Origin of the sequence: Streptomyces sp. NBC_01092 (genome assembly GCF_045039535.1) — a bacterium.
Classification (GTDB): domain Bacteria; phylum Actinomycetota; class Actinomycetes; order Streptomycetales; family Streptomycetaceae; genus Streptomyces.
This window is the reverse complement of the sequence record NZ_CP108659.1, coordinates 4,207,335-4,231,499: the sequence shown is the minus strand read 5'-3', so window position 1 is coordinate 4,231,499 and position 24,165 is coordinate 4,207,335. Positions and strand designations below refer to the sequence as shown.

Genomic DNA, 24,165 nt, shown 5'->3' with positions numbered 1-24,165 from the left:
GCAAGGACGACATGACCGCTCGCGAAGATGGGCCAACTGTGGGTTACTGCGACAAAGCGGTTCGGATCAGGGAGAAGGCACATGGCCAGCAAGGCTGAGAAGATCGTCGCCGGGCTCGGTGGCATCGACAACATCGAGGAGATCGAGGGCTGCATCACCCGGCTGCGCACCGAGGTCAGCGACCCCTCGCTGGTCGACGAGGCCGCCCTGAAGGCCGCCGGCGCCCATGGCGTCGTGAAGATGGGCACCGCCATCCAGGTCGTCATCGGCACCGACGCCGACCCGATCGCGGCGGAGATCGAAGACCTGATGTGAGCCTGCGCGCTCACCGAACGGGGCCCCTTCCCAGTGCGGGAGGGGCCCCTTCCGTATCTGGGGCTAGGCTCACGCCATGGCAGCTACCACCTCAACTCCCCGAATCGACGGCCGCACCGCCGAACAGCTCCGCACGGTCACCATCGAACGTGCCTGGAGCAAGCACGCGGAGGGCTCCGTCCTCGTCTCCTTCGGCGACACGAAGGTCCTGTGCACCGCCTCCTTCACCGAAGGCGTCCCGCGTTGGCGCAAGGGCAGTGGCGAGGGCTGGGTCACCGCGGAGTACGCCATGCTGCCCCGCGCCACCAACACCCGCGGCGACCGCGAGTCCGTCCGGGGCAAGATCGGTGGCCGTACGCACGAGATCAGCCGCCTCATCGGCCGCTCCCTGCGCGCGGTCATCGACTACAAGGCGCTCGGCGAGAACACGATCGTCCTCGACTGCGACGTCCTCCAGGCCGACGGCGGCACCCGCACGGCCGCCATCACCGGCGCCTACGTCGCCCTCGCGGACGCCGTCGCCTGGGCCCAGGGCAAGAAGCTGATCAAGCCCGGCCGCAAGCCGCTCACCGGCACGGTCAGCGCCGTCTCGGTCGGCATCGTCGGCGGCGTACCGCTCCTCGACCTCTGCTACGAGGAGGACGTCAAGGCCGACACCGACATGAACGTCGTCTGCACCGGCGACGGCCGCTTCGTCGAGGTCCAGGGCACCGCCGAGGCCGAGCCCTTTGCCCGCGAGGAGCTCAACTCCCTGCTGGACCTTGCGGTTTCGGGCTGTGGGGAGCTGGCGGAACTCCAGCGCAAGGCACTTGATACGGTCCTCGAAAAGTAAAGGTCGCACCAAGAGGAGCCAGGTCCTCGGGCAACCACGCCGCCTTCCCCGGCGTCACTAGGGGTACGGGCGCACGGCTCACCGCTGTGCGCTCGGCCAGTGAAACGGGGGCCTGCGAGGCCTGGGCAGGGAGGGAACGTCAAGTATGGCCACGAGCCGACGACGCCGGAGCCGTATCGCCATAGCCGCCGCAGCCATCGCGGCAGTCGGGCTGACGGCGGGGCTGACCACCGGCTGCGACGCCGTCAACAAGGCGCTGGACTGCGTCCAGACCGCTGACGCCATCGCCGACAGCGTCACGGAACTCCAGCAGGCCGTGGAGAGCGCCGCGAACGACCCGACGCAGCTGGAGGAGTCCCTGACCTCCATCGACAAGAACCTCGACAAGATCGGCGACAAGACCGACAACACCGACGTCAACAAGGCCGTGGACGACCTTCAGCAGGCCGTCACCAACGTGCGGGACGCCGTGAAGAACGGCGACGAGACGCCGGACATCAGCCCGGTCACCGACGCGGCGGGCGAGCTGACGAAGGTCTGTACGCCGTAACACCTGCGACAACACCCGCGACGGGTAGGCGCAGTGGTGAGGCCGGGATACTGGTCCCCATGACCCGCCTCATCCTCGCCACCCGTAACGCCGGGAAGATCACCGAGCTCCGGACGATCCTCGCCGACGCAGGTCTCGATCACGACCTCGTCGGCGCGGACGCGTACCCGGAGATTCCCGACGTCAAGGAAACCGGCGTCACCTTCGCCGAGAACGCGCTGCTGAAGGCCCACGCCCTGGCACAGGCGACCGGACTGCCCGCAGTCGCCGACGACTCCGGCCTGTGCGTCGACGTCCTGAACGGCGCCCCCGGCATCTTCTCCGCCCGCTGGGCCGGCCGCCACGGCGACGACAAGGCCAACCTGGACCTGCTGCTGGCCCAGCTGTCCGACATCGACGACGTCCACCGCGGCGCCCACTTCGCCTGCGCCGCCGCACTCGCCCTGCCGGACGGCACGGAGCGCGTGGTCGAGGGGCAGCTCAGGGGAAGCCTGAGGCACTCGCCCGTGGGCACGAACGGGTTCGGCTACGACCCGATCCTCCAGCCGGAGGGCGAGACGCGCACCTGCGCCGAGCTGACGCCGGACGAGAAGAACGCGATCAGCCACCGGGGCAAGGCGTTCCGAGGGCTGGTGCCGGTCGTGCGGGAGCTGCTCGCGCAGTGAGCAGGAAGTGGTGCGGCCGGAGGGACTCGAACCCTCACGGGTGTTACCCCACTGGGACCTAAACCCAGCGTGACTGCCAATTCCACCACGGCCGCGTGACCTTGCCCGGCCATGCTACTGGCCGGGCCGGGTGCTCAGATGCCCAGATCCTTGATGATCTTCGCCACGTGGCCGGTCGCCTTGACGTTGTACAGCGCCCGCTCGACCTTGCCGTCCTCGTCGACGACCACGGTCGAGCGGATGACGCCCACGACAGTCTTGCCGTAGAGCTTCTTCTCGCCGAAGGCGCCGTAGGCCTCCAGGACCTTCTTGTCCGGGTCGCCCACCAGCGTGACCTTCAGGGACTCCTTCTCGCGGAACTTGGCGAGCTTCTCCGGCTTGTCCGGGGAGACGCCGATGACGTCGTATCCGGCGCCGGCCAGCAGCTCCAGGTTGTCCGTGAAGTCGCAGGCCTGCTTGGTGCAGCCGGGCGTCAGGGCGGCCGGGTAGAAGTACACGATGACCTTGCGGCCCTTGTGGTCCGACAGGGACACCTCGTGGCCGTCGGCGTCGGGCAGGGTGAAGGCGGGGGCCACGTCCCCCGGCTGGAGTCGCTCGCTCATCGAACCAGCGTAACCGGGGAGCCTGACAGTGCGGTCCGGCGTTGAGCTGACAGACTGTCCGGAAACAGCATCAGCTTCACTTCGGAGGCCGTACGGTGGCGGACACGTCGGACACCAGAACACCGGCGCAGATCGAGGCGGACATCAAATCCCGCCGCGCAGCGCTGGCCGAGACGCTCGACGAGATCGGGGTGCGGGTGCACCCCAGGACGATCGTCGGCGACGCCAAGGCCAAGGTCGTCTCGAACATCGACCACACGCTCGGGCGGGCCTATGTCGAGGTCAACCGGGCCGTGAGCGGTGTGACGGCCAAGTTCACCGACGAGGAGGGCGCGCCCCGCCTGGAGCGCATCGTGCCCGTCGCGCTCGTCGCCGTCGGCCTCGTGGGGCTGCTGGCCCTGGGCACCCGGCGCCGCAGGGGCTGAGCGGCGGCGGACCCGACGGCGTACGCAGGCGGCAGAGGCAGGTAGGTTCACAGCGTGAGCGCCAAGAAAAACGAGCACAGCACGCACCACGACAAGCTGCCCATCCGGATGCTGCACGACCGAGTACTCGTGCGGCAGGACACCGCCGAGGGTGAGCGGCGTTCCGGTGGCGGCATCCTGATCCCCGCCACCGCGGCCGTCGGCCGCCGGCTGGCCTGGGCCGAGGTCGTCGCGGTGGGACAGAACGTCCGGACCGTGGAGCCCGGCGACCGGGTCCTGTACGACCCGGAGGACCGCGCCGAGGTCGAGGTGCGCGGGGTCGCGTACGTGCTCATGCGCGAGCGGGATCTGCACGCCGTGGCCGCCGACCGGTTCGAGGGCTCGGAGGACTCGACCGGGCTCTACCTGTAGCGAGCACGAGCGCTACCTCCGGTTCGACGGTTCGAGGGGCTGGTGACCATCGTCACCAGCCCCTTTTGCTGCTTCCTTGCTAGCTTTGAAGGAACCCGACGAGACGCGCCGTACCGGGACACAGGCAAAGACGACGCACCCCGTTCCACGTCGTACGTCTCGGAGGTGCCTGTCATGGCCTGGGTTCTGCTTGTCGTCGCCGGTCTGCTCGAGGTCGGCTGGTCGATCGGTATGAAGTACACCGACGGATTCACCCGGCTCGTCCCCAGCCTGTTCACCGGCGCAGGCATCGTCGCCAGCATGCTGCTGCTGTCCTACGCCGCGAAGTCCCTGCCCATCGGTACCGCCTACGGCGTGTGGGTGGGCATCGGTGCGGCCGGTGCGGCGGTGGTCGGCATGCTGGCGCTCGGGGAGCCCGCCACCGCCGCGCGGATCTTCTTCGTCTGCCTGCTGCTGGTCGCCGTGGTGGGGCTCAAGGCGACCAGCGGTCACTGAGCCCCGGCGCTCACGGCCGGCGGGTCGTGCTCAGCGTCCCGGCCGTGTTCCCGGACGTCGCTCCGCCTCCACCGGTGTCGGTCCCGCCGGTGGAGTCGTCCCCGCCGGTATTGCCGCCGGTGTCCGTACCGCCGGTGTCCGTACCGCCCGAGTCCGTGCCGCCGTCCGTGGTGCCGCCGTCGGTGGTGCCGCCGGTGTCGGTCCCGCCGGTCGCGCCGCCGTCCGTCGTGCCCCCGTCCGTGGTGCCGCCGGTCGTCGTGTCGCCCGTGGTGCCGCCGTCCGTCTGGCCCGGGGTCTCGCCCCCGGTCTGGCCCTCGGTGTCCTGGCCGCCGGTCGTGGTCTCGCCGGTGGTGCCGTCCTCTTCCTGGTCGCCGGAGTCCTCGTCGCCCTGGGTCGGGTCGGTCGTCGGGTACTGGGGCACGTCGGCGCCCTGCTGGAGCTCCAGGTCGAATTCGCTGACCGGCTTGCCCTTCAGGGCGTCCTTGGTGAACTGGGCCCAGATGTCGGTGGGTGCCCCGCCGCCGTTGATGCGGTCCAGCCCCATCACGCCGTACAGCGACTTGTGCTTGGCCGTGACCGGGTCCTGGCCCATGACGGAGACGACGGTGGCGAGATCCGGGGTGTAGCCGGCGAACCAGGCCGCGGTGTCCTCCTCGGCCGTACCGGTCTTGCCCGCCGCGGGCCGGCCGGCGGCCAGGGCGGCGGTGGCGGTGCCGCTGTCGACGACGCTCTGCAGGACGGAGGTCGTCGTGTCGGCGGCCTCGCGGCTGATGACCTGGGAGGTCTTGCGCTCGGGCAGCTCGACGACGTCGGCGCCGTCCTTGGTGATCTTCTCGATCATCGTGTACGTGCCGTGCTTGCCGTGGTTGGCGAGCGTCGCGTAGGCCTCCGCCATGTCGAGGACGCTGGCCGTGGCGGTGCCGAGGGCGATCGACGGGTACGGCTGGAGGTCGGGGGTGCCGGAGGGGAGACCGAGCTCGACCGCGGTGTCCTTCACCCGCTCCGGGCCCACGTCGACGGCCATCTGCGCGTACACCGAGTTGACGGAGTCGTTGGTGGCCGTGCGGACGCTGATGTCGCCGTAGGAGTGCTGGTCCTCGTTCTCGGGGGCGTAGGTGCCGTTCCAGCCCTGTACCGGGCGCTCGTTGGTGCCGTCGTAGATCGTGTTCGGGGTGATCTGGCGGCCGTCCTGCGTGGTCGAGTCGTTCTCCACGGCCGAGGTGAACACGAACGGCTTGAACGTGGAGCCGACCTGGAAGTCCCGGCGGGTGGCGTTCGGGGTGTACTGCTTGACGTAGTCGATGCCGTTGTACATCGCGACGACCTTGCCGGTCTTCGGGTCGACGGAGGCGCCGCCCGCGCGGACGTAGTTGTCGACCTTGTTGTTCTTCTTGTCCAGCTTGGAGATCAGCTGGTCGTTGACCGCGTCGACGAACGCGTTCTGCTTGTCCTTCTGGAGGGTGGTGGTGACGCGGTAGCCGCCGGCCTCCAGGTCCTCCGCGCTGACGATCTTGTTCTTGGTCAGATAGTCCTTGACGATCTGCACGATGTAACCGCGCTGACCGGACAGGTTGGTGGAGGTCGAGGCCTCCTTCGGCATCGGGAACTTCATGCCGGCCCGCTTGCTCTCGCTGAGCCAGCCCTTGGTGACCATGCCGTCCAGGACGTAGTTCCAGCGGGCCACGGCCGCGGCCTTGTTCTCCGGGTGGGCGACGACGTCGTACTCGCTGGGCGCGTTGACCAGCGCGGCCAGATAGGCGGCGCGGGCCGGGTCGAGGCTCTTGGCGTCCGTGCCGTAGTAGGCCTGGGCGGCGGCCTGGATGCCGTACGCGTTGCGGCCGAAGAAGCTGGTGTTGAGGTAGCCCTCGAGGATCTCGGCCTTGGTCTTCTCGCGATCCAGCTTGATCGCGATGATGAACTCCTTCGCCTTGCGGGTGACGGACTGCTCCTGGCGTAGGTAGTAGTTCTTCACGTACTGCTGGGTGATCGTGGAGCCGGACTGCTTGCCCTTGCCGGTGGCCGTGTTCCAGGCGGCCCGCAGCATCGCCTTGGGGTCGACGGCGGACTCGCTGTAGAAGTCCCGGTCCTCGGCGGCCAGGATCGCGTGCTGCGCGTCCTTGGACATGTGCGCGAGGGAGACGTTCTCCCGGTTGACCTGGCCGTCGCGGGCGATCACCGAGCCGTCCGCGTACATGTAGACGTTGGCCTGCTTCGTCGCGAGCGCGTTGGCCGGCGGGATCTTGACCAGGGAATAGCCGAGGAAGAACAGGCCGACGACCAGCAGCGTGCCGATGACGAAGGTGCCCAGCACCATCCGCCAGGTCGGGATGATCCGCCGCCAGCCCGTCCTCTTCGGCCGCTTGGCCTTCCCGTTCGGCGCTTGCGCCTGTGACTGCGGCTCGTCGCTCATCTCGTGCACGGACTCCTGTTTCGCGTCGTACGTTCCCGTACGCCCTCGTACGCCTACTGCGCCCCCATTGAAGACTCTCGTATCGGGCGCTCCGTTCCCGGAAAACGCGCGTGTCATCGGAAAGTGACCGGATTCTCGCGCGGGGCGGGCCCGCAGCGCCCGGAAAATGGCTGGCAGCCACGCTCGCGCGCGCACTAGGCTCCTGCGCTTCGGTGCCGGGCGCGGGCGAGGAGGGCTGTGGATGTGGGCTCCGGGCGGTTGTATCTGACCGTCGCGGCAGGCGGCTTCCGAAGGTATGCGACCTATCGGATCGCCACCGCGGCCGGGGTGTTCACCAACACCGTCTTCGGCGTGATCCTCGTCTACACCTACCTCGCGCTGTGGCACGAGAAGCCCCATCTCGGCGGGTACGACCAGGCGCAGGCCGTCACCTACGTGTGGCTGGGCCAGTGCCTTTACGCGACGCTCGCCATCCAGGGCGGCGGCGCCGAGAAGGACCTCATGGAGCGCATCCGCACCGGCGAGATCGCCGTCGACCTGTACCGGCCGGCCGACCTCCAACTCTGGTGGCTGGCGGGGGACATGGGGCGGGCGCTGTTCCAGATGATCGGGCGGGGCGTGGTCCCGTTCCTGTTCGGCGCGCTGTTCTTCCCGATGGCGCTGCCCACGGACGCCACCCTCTGGGCCGCCTTCGCGGTGACGCTGCTGCTGGCGGCGGTCGTCAGTTTCGCGATCCGCTATCTGGCCGCCCTGAGCGTGTTCTGGCTCCTGGACGGCATGGGCGTCAACCAGGCCCTGATGATCACCGGGATCTTCTTCTCGGGCATGGTGCTGCCGCTGAACGCCTTCCCGGGCGTGTTCGGCGAGATCGTGCGGGCGCTGCCGTGGGCGGCGCAGATCCAGATGCCGGCGGACGTGCTGATGGGCGAGACCGCGCCGCTCGGGGCGTTCGCCTTCCAGGCGGTGTGGGCGGTGGTGCTGCTGGCCGCGGGGCGGCTCCTGCAGTCGGCGGCGACGCGGCGGGTGGTGGTGCAGGGTGGCTGAGCGCGGCGCACTGCTCGAAGGACTGCGGGCCTACCGGCTGATCGCCGCCATGTGGGTGCGCTCAAGCATGACCTACCGCACCTCCTTCGCCGTCACGGTGCTCGGCAACCTGCTGGTGACCGGCCTGGACTTCGTGGCGATCCTGCTGATGTTCTCGCAGGTCGACACCCTGGGCGGCTGGTCGCTGCCCGAGATCGCCCTGCTGTACGGCCTGTCGGCGACCGCGTTCGGGATCGCCGACCTGGTGCTGGGCTCGATGGACGTCCTGGGCGCCCGGATCCGCGACGGCTCCTTCGACACGTTGCTGGTGCGACCCGCTCCGGTGCTCGCGCAGGTCGGCGCGGACCGGTTCGCGCTGCGCCGCCTCGGCCGGATCACGCAGGGCGCGCTGGTCCTGGGCTGGGCGCTGATGTCGGCCGACATCGACTGGACGCCCGCGAAGGTGCTGCTGATGCCGGTGATGGTGATCAGCGGCGCGGCGATCTTCTCGGCGGTGTTCGTGGCGGGCGCGTCCTTCCAGATACTCGCGCAGGACGCCGCCGAGGTGCAGAACGCGTTCACGTACGGCGGGACCACGCTGCTTCAGTACCCGCCCACCGTGTTCGGCAAGGACCTGGTGCGCGGCGTGACCTTCATGCTGCCGCTCGCTTTCGTCAACTGGGTGCCGGCCGCCTACGTGTTGGACCGGCCGTACCCGATCGCCCTGCCCGGGTGGACGGCCTTCGCCTCGCCCCTGGTGGCGGCGGCGTGCTGTGCGCTGGCCGGTCTGGCGTGGCGGGCCGGGCTGCGGTCGTATCGGAGTACGGGGAGTTAGGGGCAGGCCATGCGGGACGAGGCGGACGAGGCGTTCATCGAGCTCGACGGCGTCGAGAAGGTCTTCGACGTGCGCAGGAAGACCGGTTTCCTCAAGCGGGAGCGGCGGCAGGTGCGGGCCGTCGACTCGATCTCCTTTCGCGTGGCACGCGGCGAGATGGTCGGCTACATCGGGCCGAACGGCGCCGGCAAGTCGACGACGATCAAGATGCTGACCGGCATCCTGACCCCGAGCGGCGGCCGGCTGCGGGTCGCCGGCATCGACCCTTCCCGTGAGCGGACCCGGCTCGCGCACCGCATCGGGGTGGTGTTCGGGCAGCGTACGACGCTGTGGTGGGACCTGCCGCTGATCGACTCGTACAAGCTGATGCACCGCATGTACCGCATCCCGGACGGCCGCTACCGGGAGAACCTCGACCGGCTGGTGGAACTCCTCGACCTGGACGCCCTGTTGGACGTCCCGGTACGCCAGCTCTCCCTCGGCCAGCGGATGCGCGGCGACATCGCGGCGGCGCTCCTGCACGATCCCGAGGTGCTGTACCTGGACGAGCCGACGATCGGGCTCGACGTGATCTCCAAGGCCAGGGTCCGTGATTTCCTGCGGGAGTTGAACACCGAGCGCGGCACGACGGTGCTGCTGACCACACACGACCTCCAGGACATCGAGCAGTTGTGCTCGCGGGTGATGGTCATCGACCACGGGCGGCTGATGTACGACGGTCCGCTCGCCGGGCTGCACGAGGTGGGGGAGAGCGAGCGGACCCTCGTGGTCGACCTGGAGCGGGAGCTGCCGCCGATCGAGGCCGCGCCCGCGCGCGTGGTGAAGGTGGAGGGACCGCGGCAGTGGCTGGCGTTCCCGGCGGCCGAGTCGGCGGCGGTGCTGGTGGCGCGGATCGCGGCGGAGTATCCGCTGGTGGACCTGTCCGTACGGGAGCCCGACATCGAGGCCGTGATCGCGAAGATGTACGCCGAGCAGGCCGAGGAGGCGGGACGGGCCGAGCGGGCGATCTCGTAGCCCCTGGACGGGGTTCCTCGTAGGCTGCATACATGAGCGACGCTGCGCCTTCTGGGGGGACACCCCCCAGGCCCCCCGTACCGGAGCTGCGTGCCTCCGACGCCGATCGTGAACGGGTCGCCGAGGTCCTGCGGGACGCCCTCGCGGAGGGGCGGCTCGACATGGAGGAGTTCGAGGAACGCCTCGACGCGACGTACAAGGCGCGCACCTACGGGGATCTGGCGCCGATCACCCGGGATCTGCCGGACGGCGTCGTGGCGGTGCCGAAGGTCGACATGGTCAAGAAGTCCGGTGCCCCGCTGGGGAGTTGGGGTGAGCGGATCGTCGGCGGCGAGGGGTCGTCGACGTGGGGTGTCGCCGTGATGTCGGCGTTCCAGCGCAAGGGGCGGTGGACCGCGCCGAAGCGGTTCAACTGCTTCGCCTTCTGGGGTGGCGGGGAGATCGATCTGCGGGAGGCGAACTTCGCGGACCGGGTGATCGAGATCAACTGCGTCGCGATCATGGGCGGGATCGAGGTCATCGTGCCGCCCGGGGTCGAGGTCGAGGTGCGCGGGATCGGCATCATGGGCGGTTTCGACCAGCGTGAGGACGGGGCGCCCGGGGATCCCGGGGCGCCTCGCGTGATCGTGACCGGGTTCGCCTTCTGGGGCGGGGTCGGGGTCGAGCGGAAGCTGACGCGGGCGCAGAAGCAGGAGCTTCGCGAGGAGCGGCGGCGGGAGAAGCTGGAGCGGCAGGGCGAGCGGGGAGAGCTGCGGGCGGCCGAGCGGGACGAGGCGTACGACACTCACCGGCGGATGCTCGAGGAGCATCGGGACCATCTGCGCCATGGGCACGGTTGGGAACGGGCGCGGGAGCGGGAGCGGGACGAGGACTGAACGTGGGGCGAGGGGGCCCGCAGCCGGGGCGGCGTGAGCGCCCCGGCCGGGTTTGCCCCTACAGCTCCGCCGGAGCCGCGCCCTTCAGGTTCTGCAGGTCGAAGGACTCCGCCATCTGTTCGTAGCCCTTGTCGCTCGGGTGGAGGTGGTCGCCCGAGTCGTAGTCGGGCCGGAACCTGCGGGGGTTGTACGGGTCCCGCACGGCCTCGTCGAAGTCGGCCACCGCGTCGAAGACCTTGCCGGCGCGGATCTCGGCGTTGATCTGCCGGCGTACGTTCTCGCGGTCGTCCGTGTAGCCGCGGTGCCCCTGGAAGGGCATCAGGGTCGCGCCGACGACCTTGATGCCGCGGGCGTGGGCCTGGCGGACCAGGGCGCGCAGGCCGTCGAGGATGCGGTCGGGGTCGGCGAGGTTCGGGTTGCGCAGGATGTCGTTGACGCCGAGGGCGATGACGACGACCTTGACGTTCGTACGGGAGAGGACGTCGCGGCGGAAGCGGCCGACGCCCGCCTGGTTGTCCGCGGGGCGCCCGGAGCCGCTGGCGAGGATCTGGTTGCCGCTGATGCCCTGGTTGACGACGCTGTAGCGCGGCACTTCCTCGCCGGCCGCGACCGCGGCGCGCAGCCGGCGCGACAGGACGTCCGTCCAGCGACGGTTGGCGTTCTCGGTGGACGTGATGCCGTCGGTCAGCGAGTCGCCGAAGACCACTACGGTGCCGTCGGAGTCGTGGCTGAGCACGTCCAGCGCGGTCACATAGCGCCAGGCCCCGGTCCGCCCGGTGTACGCCGCCCCGGTCGCGTCCTCGGTGACGTCGCCCTGGGCGAGGAAGCTGATCTGGCGGGCGTGCGGGTGGAAGGTGACCGGGCCGGACGGGGTGGGGGAGTAGGTGGTGACCAGGACGTCGGCGTCGCCCGGGATCACGAGCCGCACGACGTCGCTGAGCACCTGCTGGCCGGGCGGGACGACGACCCGGGGGCTGCCCGCGAAGGTCAGCCGCCGCATGGTGTCCGTGACGGCGGCCGCGGTGCCGGCGGAGGCCGACACGGCGATCGACGCGTGCGTGATCGTCAGCGCCGACTGGCCGTACAGGTTGGACAGCGTGATCCGGGCACTCGTACCGCCGACGCTGGTGTGCACGACGTTGCGTACGGAGGTGCCCGCCATGCCCCGCAACTCGGTGCCGGCCTCGGCGCCGACCGGGGAGGCGGACCAGGCGCCGACCCAGATGCCGGTGGAGGCGGGGGCGGCGGGGCCACGCTGGGTGCGTTCGTTGGTGGGGGCGCTCTTGCCGGTGGCGCTGCCGTGGTCGGAGGCGACTCCGACGTATATGGCGGCGGACACGGCCACGATCAGGGCGATGATCGCGGAGAGCAGGGCATAACCGTTTCGCCTGGTCATGCGGTGCGTTTCTCCTCGGGCGGAATGGGAGCCCGAGGCTCCGATGTGATCACCTCATGATGCGTCATGAGGCAGAGGGGAGTTGCACGGACCCCCCTTTGGGCCGCCGGAGTTCATCCGGACTTCGCCATCGACCTCCCCCCATCGGACAGACGCCGGGAACTCTTGATTCGTTCCAGGAGTCGGTCAGGAAGGGACAATGTGTGCGGGGGAACCGGGACGGGTGGAGCGGAATGGAACGTACGAATCCGGATGAAACGGGAACACGTGACGTAGAGCAGCATGCCCGGCAGGGCCCCGCCGATAACCGGCGCGTCCCCGCATCGGCCGTACGTGCGATGACGACGTTCACCGAGGCCGACGAGGAGAAGCAGCGCGGCGTCCGGCGGATGAAGCTCACCGCGACCGGGCTGCTGGTCTTCGTGGCGCTGGTGTACGTCCTCGCCAAGGTGGCGTCGAACCAGGGCGCCGGGGAATGGGCGAACTACGTCGCCGCGGCCGCCGAGGCCGGCATGGTCGGCGCGCTCGCCGACTGGTTCGCCGTCACGGCCCTGTTCCGCCACCCCCTGGGCCTGCCCATCCCGCACACCGCGATCATCCCGACCAAGAAGGACCAGCTGGGCGTCTCGCTGGGAGAGTTCGTCGGTGAGAACTTCCTCTCCGAGGACGTCGTACGGCAGCGTCTGCGCGCCGTCGGCATCGGCAGCCGCCTCGGCGCCTGGCTGGCCGAGCCCGACCACGCGGACCGGGTCACGGCGGAGCTGTCGGCGGCGCTCAGAGGCGCGCTGACGGTCCTGCGCGACAGCGACGTCCAGGCGGTGGTGGGGGAGGCGATCACCCGGCGGGCCGACGCCCAGGAGATCGCGCCCGGCATAGGAAAGATGCTGGAGAAGATCGTCGCCGACGGCGGCCACAAGCGCTTCGTCGACCTGATCATCGCGAAGGCGCAGAGCTGGCTGATCCTGCACGACGACGAGATCATGTACGCCGTCCAGGGCGGCGCCCCCGGCTGGACCCCCAGGTTCGTCGACCGCAGGATCGGCGAGCGGGTCTACAAGGAGCTGCTCCGCTTCGCCACCGAGATGCGCGACATGCCCTCCCACCCGGCCCGCGCCGCCCTCGACCGCTTCCTCACCGACTTCGCCTCCGACCTCCAGTCCGACACGGAGACATGCGCGCGTGTCGAGCGGCTCAAGGGCGAGGTGCTGGGCCGCGGCGAGGTGCAGGACCTGATCGCCTCCGCGTGGACCGCCGTACGCTCGATGATCGTCTCGGCGGCCGAGGACGAGCGCAGCGAGCTGCGTCTGCGGGTGCGCGCCTCGCTGCTGTCGCTGGGCTCGCGGATGGCAGTCGAGCCGCGGCTGCAGGCCAAGGTCGACAGCTGGGTGGAGGGCGCGGCGGTGTACGTCGTCTCCACCTACCGCAAGGAGATCACCTCCCTGATCACGGACACCGTGGCGGGCTGGGACGCCGAGCACACGACGAAGAAGATCGAGGCGCACATCGGCCGCGACCTGCAGTTCATCCGCATCAACGGCACCGTGGTGGGCTCGCTCGCCGGGCTGCTGATCTACACGGTGTCGCGGGGGCTCGGGGCGTAGGCGCTCCGCTGGTGGTGCCGCGATATGCCGTCGGTCGGCTGCCGCGCCGTCGTGGCTGGTCGCGCCCACGCGGCGGAGCCGCACATCGATACAGCCCCGCGCCCCTTCGGGGCGCGGCCGGACCGTAGCCGGTCCCGGTGCCCCTCGTGGTGGGCGCCGGGACCGGAGATCGTGACCTTCGCGGGGTTAGCGCGACCCGGGCCGGGCCCGGTCGCGGCGGCGGAGCAGGAGGAGGCCGCCGGCGAGGGCCGTGATGCCGGTGGCGGCGGTCCAGCCGATGATCTGGTTCGAGCCGGTGGCGGCGAGGTCGGTGCCGGTGGCGGACGCGGAGGGCGAGGCCGTGGCCTGCGTCTGCGGTCGTGGATCCGAACCGATGCCGGCCGACCCGGCTGCCGACGGCGACGCCGATGCCGACGGGCCGGCGGCGTCGCGCTTGTCCCGCGTGAACGCCAGCGTGCCGAAGCCGAGTTGGTCGTAGCCGCCGCTGTTGGGCCCGTAGTCCCCGCCGCCGCCCTCCGGCGCGGACTTCGCGGCGATCCGCGTGAGGTACGACGCCGACAGGCCACGGCGCTTGGTGTAGTGGTTGGCGATCATCGCCCAGATCGGGCGGGTCATCGCCGGGTCCACGGGCGCGGCCTCGCTGACGGTCTCCGACCCGGACCAGCCGTTGATCGCGCCTTTGCGGCGGGTGTTCGCGGTGAACGGCACCTCCCCGCCCATGGCCCACTTGGCGACGTACTGGGCGCCCTTGAGGAAGCGGCTGTCGTCGTAGCCGTACAGGTCGACGCCCTGGTTCCAGGCCATCTCGCAGAAGGTGCCCATCAGGCCGACGCCGAGCAGCGCGTGGCCCTGGTCGCGGCCGGCCTCCAGCCATTCGGCGAGTCCGTCGTCGTGCACGACGGGGATGGCGTTGCGCAGGGAGCCGAGGCCCTCGCCGTGCTTGAAGTAGTCGACGGCGCGGGCGACCTGGGCCCGGTCGTCGCAGAAGATGCCGGTCGCAAGGACGCAGCACATGGCGGTGAGGTCCCAGTTGGTCCAGTAGTTGCTGACCACGGCGTCGTTGTGCTTGACGAGGAAGCTGTCGCTGAGTGGTGCGAAGACGCCGGTGAGCATCTCCTGGAACCGGTCGAGCTCGAAGTCGGGGTGGTCGCGGACGAGTTCGGCGGCATTGGCGATCTGGTAGCCGTACAGTCCGGCGGCCAGGAAGCGGTCGGCGTTGCCACCGAGGCCGGTCAGCTTCGCCGACCAGGCGTTGAGGATCGCCACGGCGGTGTCGAGGTGCGCGCCGTCCCCGCTGACGTGGCCGCGCAGGGCGTTCTGGTAGGCGGCGTGGATGTCGCGGTAGAGGATCCCGTAGTTCTGCCCTTCGCCTCCCCGGATGACGGTCGCCTGCGGGTTGGCCGTCCAGCCGCTCTGCGCGTGCCGGCTGGCGGTGAGCTTGGCGAACCCGGCCGTGTAGGGGGCGGCGCCGGCCTTCACCTTGGCGGCCATACGGTCCAGGTCGGCGCGGGTGTGCAGGAGGCCGGGGTGCGCGTAGGAGCCGGACGCCACGGCGGGCGTGGGCGTCACGGCCGTACCGATGCCGACGGCTCCGGCTGCCGCGCCCGCGGCCTTGAACATGGTCCGGCGGCTGATCTGTCGTGTCACGTCGTCAATTCCTCGCGTGCCTACGGCTGGGGACGGTGAGGAGACGGAGCGAGACTGCGGGGGATAACAAAAACTCCGAACAGCGAACAGCGAACAGCGAACAGCGAACAGCGAACAGCGAACAACGAACAGGAAGCAGGGAGCCGCACCGATGACCATTCGCAGGATCGTCCCCAACGTGCACGCCGGGTCGCAGGAAGCGATCGCGACGAACCGTGACTTCTACGGCCTGCTCGGCTTCGAAGAGGTGATGGACATGGGCTGGGTGATGACCATGGCGTCCCCTGCCAACCCCACTGCCCAGATCAGCTTCCTCACCGAGGAACGCACCGCCCCCGTCGTCCCCGACCTGAGCGTGGAGGTCGAGGACGTCGACGCCGTGTACGCGCAGGTGCTGGCGTCGGGCGCGGAGATCGTACGGGAGATCCGGGACGAGGAGTGGGGCGTACGGCGGTTCTTCGTCCGGGATCCGGGCGGGCGGGTGGTGAATGTGCTGACGCACCGGCCCGCCTAGCGCAGGCCGGTCCGGGACGACGCCCGGGACCGGCCGGGCCGGGCGTCAGCTGTTGCGGTCCGCCACCGCCCACGACGCCAGCGCCACCGCGCCCGCCACGCCGAGGACCGCCGGCCAGGCGCCCACCTTCTTGGCCAGCGGGTGCGAGCCGGCGAAGGCGGCGACATACGCGGCGGTCAGTGCACCCGCTGCCTTGCCGCCCGCCTGCTGCCGCCACTGCTGTGCGGCGGTGGCCCCCGCGACGGCCAGCACGGCGCCGCCGAGCTGCCGGTTTCTGGTCCAGCGGGCCACGCCGTACCCGCCGACGAGCCCGCCCGCCGCGACCACCGCGCTCGGAACCTTCGCCATGTTGCCTCCCACCAGTGCTGCCGGGCCTCGGCCGGGCCCTGGAGAGCCGAGGCTAACCGCCCCCGCCCCCGCGCAACTGCGCCCGGGCCCGCAGCTCCGACACGTACCCCGCGCCGATGGCGCACCCGGCGGCGGTGAGGGCGAGGGCAAGTACGGCCGGATTGACGTACCCGGGCACGTCACCGGTGTCGTAACTCCCCCCGTCGCTCGTCTCGCAGACGAACCCGAGCGGGACATACGTGACCGTGTGGCCGGTGATCTCGATGCCCTGCTGATGCCGTTCCCACCAGCCCGCCGTACGGCAGGACTGCGGCGGCGCCGAGTCGGTGCCGCCGTCCTCGGCCACCATGACCGCGCCGCAGACGCCGAGCAGGCCCCAGGCGTACAGGGCACACGCCCCGGCGCCCGCGAGGGCAGCGAGCCCGCGCAGCGCGCCGGGGGTGCCCGTATGCCGGGCGCGCCGGTCGGCCAGGGTGCGGCTGCCGTAGCCGGCCAGACCCACCGCGGTGATCACCGCGATCAGGACGAACAGCAGGAGAAGCAGAAACACCTGGCCTCCAGGCCGTGTGGGCGACGACGGGTGCGCCGAGTCCAACAGGGCCCGGCGCACCCGGCTGTGGTGGAGCCCACAGTTCCGGCAACAGGGGCGTCACAGGATCGGCGTCACCGACCGGCCCTCACAGCAAGTCGGACAGGCGGTCCACCTGGTCCGGGTCGAGGCCGTAGCAGTAGAGCATGACCTCGTCGGCGCCGAGGTCGGCGAAGGCGGTGAGCGCGGCGCGGATCTCGGCGGGGGTGGTGAGCAGGCCGTCGACCATGCGGTCGGCCATTCCCGTGAAGGCGTAGTACGCGTGCATACGGGCACGGGCGTCGTCGATGACCTGCTGCGGGCCGAGGGCGACGTTCACCTGGGCCACCAGCCGGGGCGCTCCATCGCGGCCGTACTCCTTCCAGAAGCCGCGCACGGTGTCGAACAGGCCGCCCGCCCAGGAGGGCGGCGCCGCCGCGAGGAAGCCGCTGCCCCAGCGGGCGACGCGTTCGAGGGCGGCGGGCTTGAAACCGCCGAAGAGGACCTCCGGGCCGCCGATGCGGGCGGGCACCGGGCCGACGGGGCCGATGCCGTCGCCGTAGGACTCGCCGTGCCACAGACGGCACATCAACGCCATCTGTTCGTCCAGGCGACGGCCGCGGGTGCGCGGGTCGGTGCCCGCGACCCGGTGGTCGTCCTCGCGGCCGCCGATGCCCAGGCCGAGGACGAGCCGCCCGTCGGTCATCCGGTCCAGGGTGGCGGCCTGCTTGGCCAGCAGGGCGGTGTCGCGCAGCGGGGCGAGCAGGACCTCGGTCTGGACGCGGACGCGGGTGGTGGCGCCCGCGAGGACGGCCAGCGCGACCAGCGGCTCGGGGTTGTCGAAGACGAGCCGGTCGAGCAGACCGACTGTGCTGAAGGGACCGGCGTCGGCACGCCGGGCCCAGGTGAGCAGGGCGGCCGGGTCGCCGATGGGCAGACCGATACCGACGCTCGTGGGGACGTTCATGAAAGAGCCTTCCGAGAAGAGGGGTCGACAAAGTCAGCTGCCGCCCCCTCCTGCACCTCAGGGAGGTGGGACGCTCCCGCTCTGCGGCGTGTTTCCGGGGGAACGTCTCGTCGAAGTCGGCTCACCGTACGGCGGGCCGACCGCACGCGACAAACGATTTTCCCCGCGTCAGGGCCGCCGTACGTCACTGAAGCCGCAGGTGCACAGCGTGACAACGCCCGTCCAGTACGCGGTCGTTCGGCCCTGGGAGACGCTGTGCGTGGTCTTCCGCTCCCGGCGGTTCGGCTTGCCGCAGCGCGGACAGGGCCCGCTGACCGGGTCGCCCCAGGGGGTGGCCGGATCCAGCCGTATCGCCACGGGGACCATCAGCACCGCGCAGAGCCCGGCGAGTCCGAACCCGATCCCGCGCAGGACCGAGTCGCTCGACTCGCTGCGGTCGACCATCTCGTCGTACGAGAACGAGCCACCGCCGCCGCGGCTCGAATAGATGACGCATGTGTCGCCGCGCGCCATGGTCTTGTCGTCGCAGGTGGGCGACTCGTTCGGGTCCCCGCCGACGGTGAGGGCCAGCAGCAGCCCGAGCCCGCCCACCACCGCCAGAGTGGTCAGTGCGGTGATCCGGCTGCGGCCGCTTCGGCGCCGCTCGCGATCGGCTCTGGCCTTGTCGATCAGTACGTTCGTCATGTTGCCGCCGGGCGTGCTCACTTGTTCCTCCGTGTCTTGCCGGTCATGTGTCGGGCGTCTTCAGCCGTGCGTCTCGTCAGCGGCGGGAGGCGATGATCAGGAGCAGCACCACGATCCCCAGGGCGATCAGGCAGCCGCTGCCGCCGCCGGAGGACCCCTTGCGGAACTCGACCATTCCGCCGGGGGCGATGTGCGGATGACGGTGGGCGTAGTGCGTCTCGATCGCCTGCTCGCCCTGGGACTCGCTCCCCCAGGCGGTGCGGTGCCCGCACTCGCCGCATCGGTATCGGTAGCTGTCGGCCATGCCGGAATCTCCTTCTGTGCCAGGTGGGTTGGGTGTTCTGAATCGCCGTACGTCAGTCGTCGTCCCGTTCGGCGGCGGTGAGGTGCTGGACGAGGGCGCGCAGGACGCAGAGGTTCGGGATCCCGGACGTGACGGATCCCCACACCTGCCACCGGCCGGCGGTGCGCACGGCGACGGAACCCTTGAGGACCTCGATCCGCTGGACCTGCGCCCAGCGCAGCGTGGTCCCCCGGGAACCGAGCTCGGCCCTGGTGATCCACACCGGGCCGAAGACGAGGCGCTCACCCCGGGTCAGCGCGACCAGCGCCCGCGGTACCTGGGCGTCGGCGACGGACCGGTGGATCTCCGGTCCCCACTCCTGCGGCTCGCCGAAGTCGCCGCAGCGCAGCACGATCCGCTCACCGTCGACGCCGACGAGCACATGGGCGCGGGTGAGGCCCTGCGGGGACAGGACCCGGCGCCTGCGCACCACCGTGGTGTCGTACCGGACGACATGGATCCGCCCGTCGACGGTGACCGTCAGGCCGTGCTCGTACAGGTCCAGTCGGGCGCCGGCGCCTTCGCTGCCGCTGCCGCCGTCGACTCGCAGCAGGCGACGTGTGGACGCTCGCTGCGTGGATGCCCGGTGCGTGGGCGCCCGATAGGTGGCGCGCCGCCTGCCGAGGCGTGCCAGGCCCGCGGCCTCGGAGACCCGCGCCAGCAACAACGCGTCGGCGCGTTCGTGCACGCGGTTCCGGTGGGTGCCGGCGCCCACGCGGTTCTGGTGGGTTCCGTCGCCCGCGCGGTCTCGGTGAGTGGCCTCGTCCGGGGGGTCCCGGCGACTCCCGTCGCTGGCGCGGTCACGCCGGGATTCCTCATCCGGGCAGTCCCCACGAGTCCCCCCATCCACCCGCCCCCGGTCCATCCCCCCGTCCGCCCCGTCGCTCACGCCGCCCCCGCCCCACCGCGCCCCGCCTCGTCCCCGCGCAGGATCGACCGACGTGCCCGGCGCAGTGGTTCGCCCGGGGCGACGTCCAGTTCGTCGGCGAGTCGGCGGGCCGTGCGCTCGAACACGGCCAGGGCCTCGGCCCGTCGGCCGGCGCGGTGCAGCGCGTGCATCAGCAGCGCGGCGACGGGTTCGTTCAGCGGCTGTTCCAGGGCCAGCGCGGACAGGTCGGCGATCGCGTCGGTGACCCGGCCCAGCCGCAGCTGCCAGTGCGCCTTCCGGTGCGCCAGGGCGACCCTGCGCTCGACGAGCCGCAGCCGCTCCAACTCGGCCAGGGGTCCCGGCAGTCCGGCGAGCGGCTCACCGTGGAACAGGTCCAGCGCCCGGCCGCACAGCCGCACCGCCTCGGACGTGTCACCGGCCCGCTCGGCCGCCTCGGCCGCGGTGACCAGGTTCTCCATGCACGACACGTCCACCTCGACCGCGTCCCGCACCAGCCGATAGCCGTACCGGTCGCGCCCGATCACCGAGTCGGGGCACTCCCCGAGCCGCAGGCCCTTGCGCAGGCGGTACACATAGACCGGTACGACGTTCGCGCCGGGCGACTCCATCCCCCATACGCCGTCCAGCAGTTCCTGCCGGCTGACCGACCGGCCGGGGCTCAGCGCCAGCGCCGCCAGCACGGCCTGCTGCCGGACCGGGCCGACGTCCACGGGCCGCCCGCCGAGCCGGGCCCGCAACGGTCCGAGCACACAGACCCGCAGCCTCGCCTCGGACGCGGGACCGGTCCCCACGCGGCCGGTGCCCCCCGGGGCCGCCCACCTGCGCGGCCCCTGCCCCGGTACGACCAGGCCGCAGTCGAAGGCGTGCACGATCGCGGCACTGCGGTCGCGCAGCCCCAACTTCACCAGGACGCGGCCCAGTTGTCCGGCCACCACATGCTCCGGCAGCGCGAGCACGTCGGCGATCTCGGCGTCCTCCAGGCCGCAGCCGAGCGCGTAGAGCACCTCGCGCTCCTGAGCCGTCAGCGCGGCGAGGCTCGCGCCCTCCTGAGGCCGGCGCCCGGCCGGGCGCGCCGGGCCCTGGTGGGCACCCGGGCGCGCCTGGGACGCGGCGCCCGGGCATCCCTGTCGTGCGCTCGGGTGTCCCTGGCGTGCGGTCGTCGTCGTAGGCATGGCGGTTCCCCGTTCTCCGGACCGGTCGATCCACTCGCTCCGGTCGATCCCGTCGATGCCATCGAAGGTGGCCCTGGTGTAGGAAACGTGGACAGGCCATTGAGGCGGTCATATGTGGCCGGTGACCGCGCTAGAGTCCCTCACCTGCGAAAAGGCGACACCTGTGGGGGAAGGGCCGTGACTTGTGGCCGGTGAGTTCGGCGAGGTGCTGCGACGGCTGCGGACGCAGGCGGGGCTGACCCAGGAGGAACTGGCGGAGCATTCCGGGGTCAGCGAGCGCACCATCCGCGGTCTGGAGACCGGCAAGCGGACCAACCCGCGCATGACGACGGTGCAGGAACTGGCCAAGGCGCTCTCGCTACGGCCCCGGGAGCGCGAGGAGTTACTCAGCGCCGCCGTCCCGCGCACCCCGGACGGCGAACGCCCGCACGAAACCGACGCCGGGCCGCCCGGCGACCGTAGCGACGACACCACGACCGGCAGCGGCAGCTCCGGCATCGACGAGACCACCGGCCCACGTACCGAGGACTCCACCGGCCCACGTACCGAGGACTCCACCGGCACCCCGGCCGAAGGACCCCCCACCGCCGAGCAGCCCTCGCCCGACCGCTCCGATCCCCTGGCCCCCGACCGCTCCGATCCGCCGGCCCCCGACCCGGCCGAGCAGCTGGCCAGGCTGGTCGCGGCCCGCTGGCAGCGCGAAGAGGAACAACGTCAGGTCCAGGACCCCTTTCCGCTGCCGGTCCGCTGGGAGACGACCCCCGAGTCACTGACCGACCACTGGGCCAACATCCTCCGGCTGCCCGCGAGGGCCACCGCCGAACCCCTCGACCTCGCCGGACGGCTGGACGACATCAGCGACGTCTACCGGCGCATCCCGTCCGGCCGGATGGTTGTCCTCGGCAGATCCGGCTCCGGAAAGACGATCCTGGCCCTGCGCTTCGTCCTCGACCACCTGAAGACGCGCACCGCCGCCGAACCCGTCCCGGTGATCTTCAGTATCGGCGCCTGGAACCCCACCGCCATCACCCTGCGCGACTGGCTGGCCGAGCAGTTGACGCGCGACCACCCCGGTTACGCCGCCCGCGGCCGGGGCAGCGAGAGCCTGGCCGCCGAACTGGTCGAGTCCGGCCGCGTACTCCCCGTACTGGACGGCTTCGACGAGATCGCCGACGGCCTGCGCCGCCCCGCGCTGGAGGCCCTCAACGCCATCACCCTCCCGCTGCTGCTGACCAGCCGCCCCGACGAATACGCCGCCGCGGTCGCCGAGACCGACGTACTGACCTCGGCCGCCGCGATCCAGCTCACCGACCTCACCCTCGACGACCTGGCCGACTACCTGCCCCGCACCACCCGCAAACCCGGCCGCGCGCACCTCGCCGAGAACGCCTGGGACCCGGTGCTGACCGCACTGCGCGCACAGCCGAGGGACGAACCCGCATCCCCCCTCGCCACGGTCCTGAAGACCCCGCTGATGGTCGCGCTCGCCCGCACCATCTACAGCGACACCCCCGACCACGACCCGGTCTCGCTCCTCGACACCGACCGGTTCGCCGGCCCGGAGGAGCTGGAGGACCACCTGCTGGACAACTTCATACCCACCGTCTACCGCCACCGCCTCCACGGCGGCCCGTCCAGCAGCGGCAGTCGCCCGCACCCCGGCTTCGAGGCGGACCGCGCCCGGCACTGGCTCGGCTACCTCGCCCACCACCTGACCCGGCTCAAGACCCCCGACCTCGCCTGGTGGCGGCTCGGCAACGGACTGGGCCGCACCACCCGCACCCTCGTCTCCGCCGTCCTGACCGGACTGGCCATCGGCCTCGTCGACGGCGCCGTCGCCGCGGCCTTCCGCGGCACGCTCACCGGCCCCATCGTGGACGCGTCGATCGTCGGCCTCCTCGCCGGCCTCATGTTCGGCTTCGTGCACTGGCTGACGTACACGGCCAAGGGCAAGCAGGTCACACCGTCCGCCGTGCGGCTGCAGATCCGCGGCCGGCCCGAGAACACCGCGTGGAAGGCCGTCCCCCGACTGGTGATCGGCACGCTGGGCGGGGCGATCTTCGGCTTCGGCTACGGCTTCGTGGTCGGCCTGATGAAGTCGTACGCCTGGACGGACGACCTCTCGGCCATGCTGCACGTCGGCCTGGTCGACGGGCTCGTGTTCGGCTCGGTCTTCAGCGCCGGCGCCGGCCTCACCTTCTGCCTCCTCGGCCTGCTCGAAACGCCCCTCGACATCGACTCCGCCGTCAACCCGCGAAGCCTCCTGCTCACCAACCGCGCCATGGTGACCACCCAACTGCTGGTCTGGGCACCCACCTTCGGGGCGGTCGTCGGATTCGGCAGCGGGGTGGCCGTCGACCTCCTCCAGTCGCCGCTGGGCCCCCTCGCCATGCCCGGCGAGGCCAGCCTCATGCTCGGCGTCATCAGTGGCCTCGGCGGCGGCCTCGGCTACGCCCTCACCCTGACCGCCTGGGGCCAGTGGCTCCTCCTCACCCGGATCTGGCTGCCGTTGACCGGGCGCCTGCCGTGGGCCGTGGTCACGTTCCTGGAGGACGCCTACCAGCGCGGCGTGCTCCGCCAGGCCGGCGCGGTCTACCAGTTCCGCCACGCCCGCCTGCAACACCACCTCGCCCAGCGCCATCGCCGCGCCACCCTTCACGACGATTTCATCGCGCCTCTTTAGCGTCTGGCGCCACAGCACAGGCCGGACCACGAATGAGCCGCAAACGGGGCGGACATGCCGCACGTGCCCGGCCTGCCGACCGACCCAGGGGGACACCCATGCCGAAGACCGACCGACTCGCGCGCCGCGCCAAAACCGTCGCCGTCACGGCGGTGATGACGGCCGTCGCCGCCCTCACACCCACCGTCGCGCAGGCCGACGAGGCCCCTCACCACTACTACATCGAGCTCGGCGGCACCGGCACCGCGCTGCCCGCGCCCGACTGCACCGGGACGTTCTACTTCGCCAACCAGCACCTGGAGGAGGGCGCCGAGGCCGTCCGCGTCTGCTACCCGGCCAGCGCGGGCCCCTGGCTCAACGGCCAGAACAAGCCGGACCTCACCGCGCAGAGCTACGACAGCAGCGTCGCCGAGGGCTACCGGAACCTCCTGGCCGCCGTCGAGCGGACCCACCGCGAGAACCCGACCGCACGCCTGACCATCGTCGGCTACTCCCAGGGCGCACAGGCAGCCGACGCGGTCCTGGAGACGATCGCGAACGGCGGCACGGACATCCCGCGCGAGCTCGTCGACGGCAAGCTGTACGCCGACCCGAAGCAGCCCGACACCGGCATGTGGGCCAAGGTGCCCAAGGGCCTGGGCGCCTTCGGCTTCACCTCCGCAGGTCCCGGCCCCCGGGAGTTCCCGGGTGTCCCGGTCGCCCGCTTCTGCATCCGCGGCGACCTGGCCTGCGACGCGACGACGCCCGTGGCCGCCTTCGACTTCTTCCTCACCGACAAGCACGCGCGCTACGTGCTGGACGGCAACGTGATGGCCAGGACCATCGCCCAGGACGGGCTGAACGGCGTCTACTGGAGCGAGTCCTGACCCGGCAGGGACATCCGGCGGCGCCCCTTCCCGAG

At 71.1% G+C, this 24,165-nt stretch carries 26 protein-coding genes, 1 tRNA gene and 1 riboswitch; of the genes, 15 read left to right on the top strand and 12 right to left on the bottom strand.

The genetic code is table 11. The features are described 5' to 3' along the window. Positions 1–81: 81 nt before the first annotated feature. The 4 genes from OG254_RS19065 to rdgB all read left to right on the top strand — a co-directional run bounded on the left by OG254_RS19065 (position 82) and on the right by rdgB (position 2,362). Positions 82–315 (top strand): glucose PTS transporter subunit EIIB, encoded by a 234-nt coding sequence (locus OG254_RS19065; protein ID WP_147999538.1) that lies wholly within the window; start codon positions 82–84, stop codon positions 313–315. Between the two features lie 76 nt (positions 316–391). After that, positions 392–1,147: a ribonuclease PH gene (gene rph / locus OG254_RS19060; RefSeq protein ID WP_351190072.1), complete on the top strand. Its 756-nt coding sequence runs from the start codon at positions 392–394 to the stop codon at positions 1,145–1,147. Between the two features lie 145 nt (positions 1,148–1,292). Next, complete coding sequence (locus tag OG254_RS19055; RefSeq protein WP_147999536.1) at positions 1,293–1,697, top strand: hypothetical protein; 405 nt, start codon at positions 1,293–1,295, stop codon at positions 1,695–1,697. Positions 1,698–1,756: 59 nt separating this feature from the next. Continuing rightward, entirely contained in the window at positions 1,757–2,362 is a 606-nt protein-coding gene (rdgB, locus tag OG254_RS19050; RefSeq protein WP_405583295.1) for an RdgB/HAM1 family non-canonical purine NTP pyrophosphatase, read from the top strand. A gap of 8 nt (positions 2,363–2,370) precedes the next feature. Here rdgB and OG254_RS19045 read toward each other — a convergent pair. Next, a tRNA-Leu gene (locus OG254_RS19045) sits at positions 2,371–2,457 on the bottom strand. Positions 2,458–2,496: 39 nt separating this feature from the next. Next, on the bottom strand, positions 2,497–2,964 hold the full coding sequence (bcp, locus tag OG254_RS19040; RefSeq protein ID WP_405583293.1) for a thioredoxin-dependent thiol peroxidase: 468 nt from the start codon (positions 2,962–2,964) through the stop codon (positions 2,497–2,499). A gap of 95 nt (positions 2,965–3,059) precedes the next feature. Here bcp and OG254_RS19035 point away from each other — a divergent pair, with 95 nt between their 5' ends. The 3 genes from OG254_RS19035 to OG254_RS19025 all read left to right on the top strand — a co-directional run bounded on the left by OG254_RS19035 (position 3,060) and on the right by OG254_RS19025 (position 4,295). Next, complete coding sequence (locus tag OG254_RS19035; protein ID WP_147999531.1) at positions 3,060–3,389, top strand: DUF3618 domain-containing protein; 330 nt, start codon at positions 3,060–3,062, stop codon at positions 3,387–3,389. Between the two features lie 54 nt (positions 3,390–3,443). Further along, positions 3,444–3,800 (top strand): co-chaperone GroES, encoded by a 357-nt coding sequence (locus tag OG254_RS19030; RefSeq protein ID WP_351190063.1) that lies wholly within the window; start codon positions 3,444–3,446, stop codon positions 3,798–3,800. A 69-nt stretch (positions 3,801–3,869) separates the two neighbouring features. Then, a riboswitch (guanidine-III (ykkC-III) riboswitch) is annotated at positions 3,870–3,940 on the top strand. 34 nt (positions 3,941–3,974) lie between these two features. Beyond that, on the top strand, positions 3,975–4,295 hold the full coding sequence (locus OG254_RS19025; RefSeq protein WP_405583291.1) for a DMT family transporter: 321 nt from the start codon (positions 3,975–3,977) through the stop codon (positions 4,293–4,295). A gap of 10 nt (positions 4,296–4,305) precedes the next feature. On the opposite strand, the gene OG254_RS19020 is transcribed toward OG254_RS19025, so the two are convergent. Then, the gene (locus tag OG254_RS19020; protein ID WP_405583289.1) at positions 4,306–6,705 is read right to left on the bottom strand and encodes a transglycosylase domain-containing protein; all 2,400 of its coding nucleotides are present in this window, start codon (positions 6,703–6,705) and stop codon (positions 4,306–4,308) included. A 243-nt stretch (positions 6,706–6,948) separates the two neighbouring features. Here OG254_RS19020 and OG254_RS19015 point away from each other — a divergent pair, with 243 nt between their 5' ends. Genes OG254_RS19015 through OG254_RS19000 form a run of 4 tightly spaced genes read left to right on the top strand, consistent with a single transcriptional unit; the run spans position 6,949 to position 10,452 of the window. Beyond that, entirely contained in the window at positions 6,949–7,749 is an 801-nt protein-coding gene (locus tag OG254_RS19015; protein WP_351190342.1) for an ABC-2 family transporter protein, read from the top strand. Next, complete coding sequence (locus OG254_RS19010; protein WP_405583287.1) at positions 7,742–8,563, top strand: ABC transporter permease; 822 nt, start codon at positions 7,742–7,744, stop codon at positions 8,561–8,563. Before OG254_RS19015 ends, OG254_RS19010 begins: the two co-directional genes overlap by 8 nt. A gap of 9 nt (positions 8,564–8,572) precedes the next feature. Continuing rightward, positions 8,573–9,577, top strand: a complete 1,005-nt coding sequence (locus OG254_RS19005) for an ATP-binding cassette domain-containing protein (protein WP_351190051.1) — start codon at positions 8,573–8,575, stop codon at positions 9,575–9,577. Between the two features lie 32 nt (positions 9,578–9,609). After that, entirely contained in the window at positions 9,610–10,452 is an 843-nt protein-coding gene (locus tag OG254_RS19000) for a DUF1707 domain-containing protein (protein WP_351190048.1), read from the top strand. A gap of 58 nt (positions 10,453–10,510) precedes the next feature. Here OG254_RS19000 and OG254_RS18995 read toward each other — a convergent pair whose 3' ends face one another. Further along, positions 10,511–11,848: an SGNH/GDSL hydrolase family protein gene (locus OG254_RS18995; RefSeq protein ID WP_405583284.1), complete on the bottom strand. Its 1,338-nt coding sequence runs from the start codon at positions 11,846–11,848 to the stop codon at positions 10,511–10,513. A 338-nt stretch (positions 11,849–12,186) separates the two neighbouring features. Here OG254_RS18995 and OG254_RS18990 point away from each other — a divergent pair, with 338 nt between their 5' ends. Then, entirely contained in the window at positions 12,187–13,449 is a 1,263-nt protein-coding gene (locus OG254_RS18990) for a DUF445 domain-containing protein (RefSeq protein WP_405583282.1), read from the top strand. Positions 13,450–13,635: 186 nt separating this feature from the next. Here the strand turns inward: OG254_RS18990 and OG254_RS18985 are convergent, their stop codons facing one another. Further along, entirely contained in the window at positions 13,636–15,069 is a 1,434-nt protein-coding gene (locus OG254_RS18985; protein WP_405595070.1) for an alginate lyase family protein, read from the bottom strand. Between the two features lie 178 nt (positions 15,070–15,247). Between OG254_RS18985 and OG254_RS18980 the strand changes: the two genes are divergently transcribed. Then, positions 15,248–15,610, top strand: a complete 363-nt coding sequence (locus OG254_RS18980) for a VOC family protein (protein ID WP_405583280.1) — start codon at positions 15,248–15,250, stop codon at positions 15,608–15,610. Between the two features lie 45 nt (positions 15,611–15,655). Here the strand turns inward: OG254_RS18980 and OG254_RS18975 are convergent, their stop codons facing one another. From OG254_RS18975 to OG254_RS18945, 7 genes are all read right to left on the bottom strand, one after another. Then, the gene (locus OG254_RS18975) at positions 15,656–15,958 is read right to left on the bottom strand and encodes a hypothetical protein (protein ID WP_405583278.1); all 303 of its coding nucleotides are present in this window, start codon (positions 15,956–15,958) and stop codon (positions 15,656–15,658) included. Positions 15,959–16,010: 52 nt separating this feature from the next. After that, positions 16,011–16,508 carry a hypothetical protein gene (locus OG254_RS18970; protein ID WP_405583276.1) on the bottom strand — a complete coding sequence of 166 codons (498 nt, stop codon included), beginning with the start codon at positions 16,506–16,508 and terminating at the stop codon, positions 16,011–16,013. Positions 16,509–16,635: 127 nt separating this feature from the next. Then, the gene (locus tag OG254_RS18965; protein WP_405583274.1) at positions 16,636–17,493 is read right to left on the bottom strand and encodes an LLM class flavin-dependent oxidoreductase; all 858 of its coding nucleotides are present in this window, start codon (positions 17,491–17,493) and stop codon (positions 16,636–16,638) included. Between the two features lie 168 nt (positions 17,494–17,661). Then, entirely contained in the window at positions 17,662–18,198 is a 537-nt protein-coding gene (locus OG254_RS18960; protein WP_405583272.1) for a hypothetical protein, read from the bottom strand. A gap of 55 nt (positions 18,199–18,253) precedes the next feature. Continuing rightward, positions 18,254–18,481, bottom strand: coding sequence for a hypothetical protein (locus OG254_RS18955; protein WP_351190024.1), 228 nt, complete (start codon positions 18,479–18,481; stop codon positions 18,254–18,256). Between the two features lie 52 nt (positions 18,482–18,533). Beyond that, a complete protein-coding gene (locus OG254_RS18950) occupies positions 18,534–19,235 on the bottom strand; it encodes a DUF6585 family protein (protein ID WP_405583270.1) in 702 nt (233 codons plus the stop codon). 170 nt (positions 19,236–19,405) lie between these two features. Next, entirely contained in the window at positions 19,406–20,581 is a 1,176-nt protein-coding gene (locus OG254_RS18945; RefSeq protein ID WP_405583268.1) for a BTAD domain-containing putative transcriptional regulator, read from the bottom strand. Positions 20,582–20,765: 184 nt separating this feature from the next. Here OG254_RS18945 and OG254_RS18940 point away from each other — a divergent pair, with 184 nt between their 5' ends. Together OG254_RS18940 and OG254_RS18935 are read left to right on the top strand one after the other, a co-directional pair. Then, positions 20,766–23,264, top strand: coding sequence for a helix-turn-helix domain-containing protein (locus OG254_RS18940; RefSeq protein ID WP_405583266.1), 2,499 nt, complete (start codon positions 20,766–20,768; stop codon positions 23,262–23,264). 98 nt (positions 23,265–23,362) lie between these two features. Then, complete coding sequence (locus OG254_RS18935; protein WP_405583264.1) at positions 23,363–24,130, top strand: PE-PPE domain-containing protein; 768 nt, start codon at positions 23,363–23,365, stop codon at positions 24,128–24,130. Positions 24,131–24,165: the final 35 nt, after the last annotated feature.